This window comes from Kitasatospora sp. NPDC089509 (assembly GCF_044749365.1).
In the GTDB taxonomy this organism is placed as follows: domain Bacteria; phylum Actinomycetota; class Actinomycetes; order Streptomycetales; family Streptomycetaceae; genus Kitasatospora.
Genome location: NZ_JBIVHS010000002.1, coordinates 669191 through 677828 on the forward strand (window position 1 = coordinate 669191; position 8638 = coordinate 677828).

The 8638-nt window shown below is 74.2% G+C and carries 6 protein-coding genes; 4 read left to right on the forward strand and 2 right to left on the reverse strand.

Going from position 1 to position 8638, the window contains the following annotated elements:
* Positions 1 to 124: 124 nt before the first annotated feature.
* Both ACIP4P_RS06105 and ACIP4P_RS06110 read right to left on the reverse strand, forming a co-directional pair.
* Positions 125 to 1726 (reverse strand): ABC-F family ATP-binding cassette domain-containing protein, encoded by a 1602-nt coding sequence (locus ACIP4P_RS06105; RefSeq protein WP_400915227.1) that lies wholly within the window; start codon positions 1724 to 1726, stop codon positions 125 to 127.
* A 172-nt stretch (positions 1727 to 1898) separates the two neighbouring features.
* Complete coding sequence (locus ACIP4P_RS06110; RefSeq protein ID WP_400915229.1) at positions 1899 to 3236, reverse strand: FAD-dependent monooxygenase; 1338 nt, start codon at positions 3234 to 3236, stop codon at positions 1899 to 1901.
* A 530-nt stretch (positions 3237 to 3766) separates the two neighbouring features.
* Here ACIP4P_RS06110 and ACIP4P_RS06115 point away from each other — a divergent pair.
* The 4 genes from ACIP4P_RS06115 (at position 3767) to lepB (ending at position 8501) form a co-directional block, all read left to right on the forward strand.
* The gene (locus ACIP4P_RS06115) at positions 3767 to 4936 is read left to right on the forward strand and encodes a magnesium and cobalt transport protein CorA (RefSeq protein WP_400915232.1); all 1170 of its coding nucleotides are present in this window, start codon (positions 3767 to 3769) and stop codon (positions 4934 to 4936) included.
* Between the two features lie 215 nt (positions 4937 to 5151).
* A complete protein-coding gene (locus tag ACIP4P_RS06120; RefSeq protein WP_400915234.1) occupies positions 5152 to 6699 on the forward strand; it encodes a hypothetical protein in 1548 nt (515 codons plus the stop codon).
* Positions 6700 to 6898: 199 nt separating this feature from the next.
* Positions 6899 to 7495, forward strand: a complete 597-nt coding sequence (locus ACIP4P_RS06125; RefSeq protein WP_400915236.1) for a helix-turn-helix domain-containing protein — start codon at positions 6899 to 6901, stop codon at positions 7493 to 7495.
* A gap of 67 nt (positions 7496 to 7562) precedes the next feature.
* Positions 7563 to 8501: a signal peptidase I gene (gene lepB, locus ACIP4P_RS06130; protein ID WP_400915238.1), complete on the forward strand. Its 939-nt coding sequence runs from the start codon at positions 7563 to 7565 to the stop codon at positions 8499 to 8501.
* The last annotated feature ends 137 nt before the right edge of the window (positions 8502 to 8638 follow it).

Sequence of the window (8638 nt, forward strand, 5' to 3'; positions counted from 1 at the left end):
TCGTATGCCCTGGGCGCGCCCCCCCCCCTCCTTCATCTGGCCCCCGCCCCCCGCGGGGGGGGGCCGGGGGCGGGGGGGGGCCCCGCCCCCGCGGCCCCCCCCCCCCCCCCCGCGACCGGGAGTGTCAGGCCCGGGCGACCAGGTCCAGGTACGCGTCGTGCCAGAGGTCCTCGTCGCCGTCCGGCAGCAGCAGGACGCGGTCCGGGCGCAACGCCCGGATGGCGCCCGGGTCGTGGGTGACCATCACGATCGCGCCCGGGTAGCCGCCGACCGCGGCCAGCACCTCGGCCCGGGAGGCCGGGTCGAGGTTGTTGGTCGGCTCGTCCAGCAGCAGCACGTTGGCGCCGGAGTGCACCAGGGCGGCCAGGGCGAGCCGGGTCTTCTCGCCGCCGGACAGCACCCCGGCCGGCTTGTCCGCGTCGTCGCCCCGGAACAGGAACGCGCCGAGGACGGTGCGCAGTTCGCCGTCGGTCAGCCCGGGCGCGGCCGCGGCCAGGTTGTCGCGGACGCTGCGCGCCGGGTCCAGGGTGTCGTGCTCCTGGGCGAAGTAGCCGAGCCGCAGACCGCTGCCCGGGACGACCCGGCCGGAGTCCGGCCGCTCGTGGCCGGCCAGGATGCGCAGCAGGGTGGTCTTGCCCGCGCCGTTGAGGCCGAGCACGACCAGTCGGCTGCCGCGGTCGACGGCGAGGTCCAGGCCGGTGAGCACGGTCCGGCCGCCGTAGGCCTTGGTGAGGCCGACCGCGCCGAGCGGCATCCGGCCGCAGGGCGCGGGTTCGGGCAGCCGGATCCGTGCGGTGCGCTCGGCCTGCCGGACGGGCTCCAGCTCGGCGAGCATCCGGTCGGCGCGGCGGGCCATGCTGCGAGCGGTGGTCGCGGTGGCGACGTTGGCCCGCATCCGGTCGGCCTGGGCGTGCAGCGCGGCTGCCTTGCGTTCGGCGTTCGCCCGTTCCCGGGTGCGGCGCCGCTCGTCGGCCGCGCGCTGGGCCAGGTACGCCTGCCAGCCGGTGTTGTGGACGTCGACGGCGGCGCGCCGCGGGTCCAGGTGGAAGACCCGGTTGACGGTCTCCGCCAGCAGGTCGAGGTCGTGGCTGATCAGCACCAGTCCGCCCTGGTGGCCGGCCAGGAAGCCGCGCAGCCAGCCGACCGAGTCGGCGTCCAGGTGGTTGGTGGGCTCGTCCAGCAGCAGGGTGCCGTGGTCGGCGAACAGGATCCGGGCCAGCTCGACCCGGCGCCGCTGGCCGCCGGAGAGCGTGCCGACGGGGGAGTCCATCACCCGGGCGGGCAGCCCGAGTCCGGCCGCGACCCGGGCGGCCTCGGCCTCGGCCGCGTAGCCGCCGCGGGACTGGAACCGGTCGTCGGCGCGTGCGTAGGCGGCCATCGCCCGGCGTTCCTCGGCGGGGGAGCCGGCCCGGGCCATCGCCTGCTCGGCGGCGCGCAGCGCGCGGACCGCCGTGTCCAGGCCGCGGGCGGACAGGATGCGGTCGGTGACGGTGGCGGCCGGGTCGGCGGCGCGGGAGTCCTGCGGGAGGTAGCCGACCGGGCCGGTCCGGGTGACGGTGCCGGCGGCGGGCGGCAGCTGCCCGGCGAGGGCGGCGAGCAGGGTGGTCTTGCCGGCGCCGTTGCGGCCGACCAGGCCGATCCGGTCGCCGGGGGCGATGTGCAGGGTGACATCGGACAGCAGCAGGCGGGCACCGACGCGCAGGTCGACACCACGGGTGGTGATCATGGGATGACGCTCCGAAACAGCTGGCGGACACACGGGTGGCGTGGGAGTGGGTCCGTCAGCTAGGAGATGCGGGGCGTCGACATGTCGGCCAGGGTAGCGGTCGGGCGAAACGGACGCATCCGAATTGACGGACGCGTCCGAGTCGACCGGCCGTACAGGCCCGCAGCCGCCGTCAGCCGCGCAGGACGGCGGCCAGCACGGTGGGGTGGAACAGCCGGGACGGCGGCGCCACCAGGGACAGCACCTCGTGGAAGGCGGCCGTGACCACCGGGTCGCGGGTGGTGCCCGCGAACACCTTGTCGAGGTAGCGGTGCTGGAGCCTGGTCACGGCACCGGAGGGGCCGCCCGTGGTGGCGGGGAAGCGGACGTCCTCGGCGCTGGACATCATCCAGGCGACCTTGGAGGCCGCCGTGACGCCCCGCCGGGCCTCGCGGGCCGTGGCGTGCCCGATGCCGCCGTGCCGGGTCGCGGTGCGGCGCAGCGCCTGGGCGCAGAACAGTGCCACCGTGACGCCCTGCCCGTACACCGGGTTGAAGGTGCTCGCGGCGTCGCCGACCGCCACCAGGCCCTCGGGGCAGCTGCGTTCGTAGTGTCGGCGCACGCCCGGGCCGGCCTGGAAGCCGCGCACCTCGCCGGCCGGTTCGGCCTCCCGCACCATCTCCTGGAGGAGCGGGTCGCGCAGCTGGGCCAGGTGGCGGTTGAAGCCCTCCTCGCCGGGCCCGGGCTCGGCGCCGCGCATCCCGGACAGGCTGACGATCCAGCGGTCGCCCTCGACCGGCAGCAGGACGCCCAGCCGCGGCTCGCCGGGGGCCTTGGTCTGCAGGTAGACGGCCTTGTGGCCGCGGTCGGAGCCGACCGGGCGGTGGAACAGCCGGGAGCTGTACGCGACGCCCGCGTCCACCCGCTCCTCGGGCGCCGGGCGGCAGCCCAGCTCGGCGAGCCACTTCGGCACGGAGGTCGAGCGGCCGGCCGCGTCGATCACCAACTCGGCGGGGATCTCCCGCACTTCGGCCCGGTCCGGGCCGCGCTCGCGGACCTTGACCCCGGTCACCGCCTGCGCGGAGCCGAGCAGGCCGACCACGTCGGTGCCCTCCAGGAACTCGATCGAAGGTTCGGTGCGGACCCGGTCCAGCACCACCTTGTCCAGTACCGGGCGGGTGCAGGAGAGGAAGGACATCTGCGCCGGGTAGTCGGCCAGCCAGCCGGCCGCGCCGAGCCACTTGAGGTCACCCGAAGTGAGCACCTGGTGCGCGCCCGCGGCCGCCAACTCCTGCTTGCTGCCGGGCATCAGCTCCTCCAGCGCCCGGTGACCGGCCTCCAGCACCAGGTGGCCGTGCCGCGCCTGGGGCACCCCGGCCCGGAACACCGCCTCCGTCGGGTAGCGGTCCCGCTCCACCACGAGGATCCGCTCGGCGAAGCCCCGCAGCGCCCAGGCCGCCGTCACGCCGGCCAGTCCGCCGCCGATCACCACTGCCGTGCCCCGCCCGGGGGCCCTGTCCGAAATTGTCATGCGACGTAGCGTAGTGGTGACGACGTCCGTCCGTAATCGTCCCTGTTGGATGAACGTGCCGACCGGAAAGCCCGGTTGACGCCCCCTCGGGATCGCCGGGCGACTTCGCGCCGGTCGCTGCGCCGGGAGGTGCGTCGGGGGCAGGAGGTGCGCCGAGGGCGGGGAGGAGGCGGCGGCGCGCGGGCGCGGGAGCCGTGTCCGGAGCGGCCGGGAGCCCCCGGTGGGAGGGGTCGGTCGTGCGGGTACTAAAATCGGCCGGGTCGCGTCGGCGCCCCCGGGGCGCGCGGAATCCAGGAGGTGAGAGCCGTGGAGTGCAGTAGTCCGGGTCGAAGTCGGCCCCGCCCCCGGTCGTTCCGCAGGATTCGCGGCCCCCGGCACTCCTCCTCCCTCACGGCTCCCGCGCAGGACCGACCCCGCTGACAACGGGGCGCCGCCGGTCGCGCCGTGCGGGTGGCGGCCGGCCGGGCGCCTCCGGCCCGCCGTGCCGTGAGCGGTGGCGGCCGGGCAACCGTCGTGGAGGTTCCCCCGTCATGTCCGACTGGCGAGTGCGCGCCGTGCGCGCGAGCAAGCTTCCGTTCTCCCGTCCGTCGACCGGGCGGCGGCCCGTCGACCCCCGGTCGGCGCCCGAGCACTCGATGGACCCGCGCCCGGAGCAGCCGGCCGAACCGGTGGCGCTGGAACGTTCCGTCGTCGACGCCGCGGTCTACCGGGACGGCCGTCGGACGGACGCGCCCGCCGACCTCGCCGACCTCTACCGCGAACTGCCCGACCGGCCCGGCACGATGGCCTGGATCGGGCTGTTCCGCCCGGCCGAGGCGCAGCTGCTGGAGGCCGCGGACCGCTTCGGCCTGCACGAACTGGCCGTCGAGGACGCCATCGTGGCCCACCAGCGGCCCAAGCTGGAACGGTACGGCGACACCCTGTTCGTGGTGCTGCGCGCCGCCCGGTACCTGGACGAGGCGGAGGAGGTGGACTTCGGCGAGATCCACCTGTTCGTCGGCCCCGACTTCGTCCTCACCGTCCGCCACTCGCAGGCCCCGGACCTGTCCGCGGTGCGCCGCCGGCTGGAGGCCGACCCGGAGCTGCTGGCGCTCGGCCCGGAGGCCGTCCTCTACGCGGTGCTGGACGCCGTGGTGGACGGCTACGCACCGGTCATCGCCGGGCTGCAGCACGACATCGACGAGATCGAGACCGAGGTGTTCGGCGGCGACCCGCAGGTCTCCCGCCGGATCTACGAGCTGTCCCGCGAGGTGATCGAGCTGCAGCGGGCCACCCGGCCGCTGCTGGAGATCGTGCGCGGCCTGGAGGCGGGCTTCGGCAAGTACGGCACGGACGACGAGCTCCAGCGCTACCTGCGGGACGTCGCCGACCACGCCACCTACGCGGCCGAGCGGGTGGACGGCTTCCGGCAGATGCTGCAGAACATCCTGACGGTGAACGCCACGCTGGTCTCGCAGCGGCAGAACGAGGAGATGAAGCAGCTCGCCGAGGCGGGGCACGCGCAGAACGACGAGATCAAGAAGATCTCCTCCTGGGCGGCCATCCTGTTCGCGCCGACCCTGATCGGCACGGTCTACGGGATGAACTTCGAGATCATGCCGGAGCTCAAGTGGGCCTTCGGATATCCGTTCGCGATCGGACTGATGGCGCTGGTCTGCACCGGGCTGTACCTGGTGTTCAAGCGCCGCAACTGGCTCTGAGGCGCCCCCTCGGCGACCCTGTCGCGCCCCCGCGTTAAGGAAGTGTCAACAACCCCGACCGACGGTGTCAAGGAGCCGTCAGGAAGCGTCTCCGCGCAGGTGACGCGGTACTAGCGTCGCGCGGCGGAGAGAAACGGTTCTGTGTTCGGTTCCCACCGGGAGGTTCCCCGCGGGGACCCCGGCGGGCCGGGCAACGGGGGAAAGGGCGTGCGGTCATGAGCACCTCGACAGCGGGCAGGGCGGCCACCTCGGAGGAGGAGGCCGCCGGCGGGGACGACGGTCCCGCACCGGCCGGACCGGGCGTCCCGCCCGGCTCGCCGGCCCCGCCCGGCTCCCTGGCCCGGCTCGGCCGGGGCCTGCGGACGGTCGGCAGCCGCTCGTACTGGACCACCCCGCGGCTGGTCCGCGGCCTCACCGCGCTGAGCCTGGTCGCCCTGATCGGCCTGGGCGCCACCGCCACCGCCGTCCTCGGCGGCGCCCGCGACGGCACCGACACCATCGGCCACCAGGCGGCCCCGCAGGCCGTCCGCGCCGCCGACCTCTACTTCGCGCTCAGCGACATGGACGCCCAGGCCGCCAACCTCCTCCTGGTCGGCGACGACCAGGACTACGCGACACTGCGCAAGCAGACCCTGGACACCTACGAGCAGCGCCGCAACCAGGCCGACAACGACCTCCAGCAGGCCGCCCGGTCCGCCGACCCGGCCGGGCAGCGCGCCGTCCAGCTGGTGCTCGGCCGGCTCGGCAGCTACGAGGCGCTGGTGGCCCGCTCCCAGCTGCTGGAGGAGCAGGCCAAGGCCCCGGCCGGCCAGCCCTCGCCGGCCGCCCTGGACGCCTACCGGCAGGCCTCCGACCTGCTGCGCAACCAGCTGCTGCCGGCCGCCGACCAGGTCACCGCCGCCAACGAGGCCACCGTCGACCGGACCTACGCCCAGCAGCGCGACGCCCTGGGCGCCGGCTGGTGGTGGCTGTTCGTCGTCGGCGTGCTCGCCCTCGCGGTGCTGTTCGGGCTCCAGCGCGCGCTGGCCGTGCGCTACCGCCGGGTGGTCAACCCGGCGCTGGCGGCCGTCACCCTGCTGACCGGGGTGGTGCTGGTGGCCGGGCTGAACCTGGTGGGCCGCACCGACGACCACCTGGTGACCGCCAAGAAGGACGCCTACGACTCGGTGATCGCGCTCAGCCGGGCCCGTGCCGTCGCCTACGACATGAACGCCGACGAGAGCCGCTACCTGATCGACCCGGGGCGCGCCGCGGTGTGGGAGCAGGCCTACCTGGAGCAGAGCCAGGCGATCGTCCACCTCGACGGGGCGACCCTGTCGGGCTACGCCGCCCAACTGCAGGACGCCGTCGGCCGGCACCGGGCGGACCACTCCGTCGTCCCCTTCGGCGGCTTCCTGGGCAGCGAGCTGCACAACATCACCTTCCCCGGCGAACAGGACGCCGCCGAGCGGGTCCTGGGTGCCTTCCAGGAGTACCAGGTGATCGACCACAAGATGCGCGACCTGCGCGCCGAGGGGAAGCTCAAGGACGCGATCACGCTCAACACCGGGCTCGCCAAGGGCCAGTCCAACTACGAGTTCGGGCAGTTGAGCGCGGCCATGGACGACACCGTCGCGGTCAACCAGAAGGCGATGGACGGGGCGCTCGCGTCGACCGACGGCGATCTCGACTCCACCACGGCGGCCCTGGGGGCGGTCGTCCTGGCGGCGGCACTGGTGCTGGTCGCGCTGGGGGTGCGGCCCCGGCTGCGCGAGTACCGGTAGCGGGGCTCCCGGGACCGGACAGACCTGGACCGGACGGCCCAGGACTGGAAGGTGGGAATCCGGGAAGCCGAGGACAAGGGCCCGGTGGCGATCGGCGGATCGCCACCGGGCCCTGCCGCTCGCCACGGAGGGGGGAGGCACGGCCGTCCACGGTGTGCCGGTTTGACAACCCCCCTTGCCGTCCCGGCGAATAGCAGGCATGGCCGACGAAGAGTTCGAGAACGTCCTCACCACGGTGGGTCCCCGGCTGCGGGCCCTGCGCCGCGAGCGCGGCACCACGCTCGCCAAGCTGGCCGCCGCCACCGGCATCTCGCTCAGCACGCTGTCCCGGCTGGAGTCCGGCCAGCGCAAGCCGACCCTGGAACTGCTGCTGCCGCTGGCCCGGGAGTACCGGGTGCAGCTGGACGAACTGGTCGGCGCCCCGGCCACCGGGGACCCGCGGATCCACCCCCGCCCGGTCACCAGGAACGGTCAGACCGTCGTCCCGCTCACCCGCCACCTGGGCGGTCTGCACGCGTACAAGCACATCGTGCCGCCCGGCCGGAACAGCGGGGCGGACCTGGAGTTGAAGGTCCACGAGGGCTACGAGTGGCTGTACGTGCTGTCCGGACGGCTGCGGCTGGTGCTCGGCCCGCACGACCTGGAGCTGACGGCCGGTGAGGCCGCCGAGTTCGACACCCGGACCCCGCACGCCTTCGGCAACGCCGGTCCGCAGCCGGTGGAGTTCCTCAGCCTGTTCGGCCCGCAGGGCGAACGGATCCACATCAGGGCGCGCCCGGGAACCTCTGTTCGGTAGGTTCGTTCCCTGTCAGGGGGTCTCCGCTCAGAGCCCCCCCACCAGGCCGTCGGGAGGGGCCGATCATATGAGTGTGCAGCAGAGCACGGAGTCCGGCGAGAGCGGCGGATCCGACGGGACCACGGGGTCCACGGAGTCCGCCGGGTCCACGGAGTCTGCGGGGTCCACGGAGTCCGCCGGGACGGCCGCGAGCGCGGAGAGCGTCGAGAAGAAGCCCGCGCGCAAGAAGCGCCCGTTCTGGCAGGAGCTGCCGATCCTGCTGGTGATCGCCCTGCTGCTGTCGCTCGGCATCAAGACCTTCTTCGTCCAGGCCTTCTCGATCCCCTCCGGGTCGATGCAGAACACCCTGCAGATCGGCGACCGGGTGCTGGTCGACAAGCTCACCCCCTGGTTCGGCGCCGAGCCGGAGCGCGGCGAGGTGGTGGTGTTCCGTGATCCGGGCGGCTGGCTGGAGGACACCCCGACGGCTTCCGGCGGATTCATGGGCACCGTCCAGAAGGCGCTGAGCACCGTCGGTCTGATGCCCTCGGCGGACGAGAAGGACCTGATCAAGCGGGTCATCGCGGTCGGCGGGGACACCGTCGAGTGCAACGCGGGCAGCCCGGTGAAGGTGAACGGCGCCGTGCTGGACGAGCCGTACATCTTCCCTGGGTCGACGCCCTGTGACAACGACCCGGTCGGCACCGTCACCGTGCCCAAGGGCAAGCTCTGGGTGATGGGCGACCACCGCAACAACTCCCGGGACTCCCGCCCGCACCACAACCTCACCGGGGACGGCTTCGTGCCGGTGGACAACGTGGTCGGCCGGGCGTTCGTGGTGGCGTGGCCGATCTCGGACTGGTCCACCCTGCCCGTCCCGGACACCTTCGACAAGGTGCCCTCCAGGGCCGCGGGCAGCCCCCTGGAGGCGCCCTCGGCGCCGGGCGCGTTCGCGGTGGCGGGCGTCGTGCCGATCGCCCTGTGGCGCCGTCGCCGGGCCCGGCGGAACCGGGGCCCGAAGGGCTGAGCCGGACGGGGGGCGCCGGGGGGGGGGGGGGGCCCGCCCCGGGGGGGGGGGGGGGGGTGAGAAGTTGTTTTGGGGACCCGGGGCGGCGCCCCAAAGGACCGGGGCGCGAACGCCCCCCACGCCACAATTAATAAAAA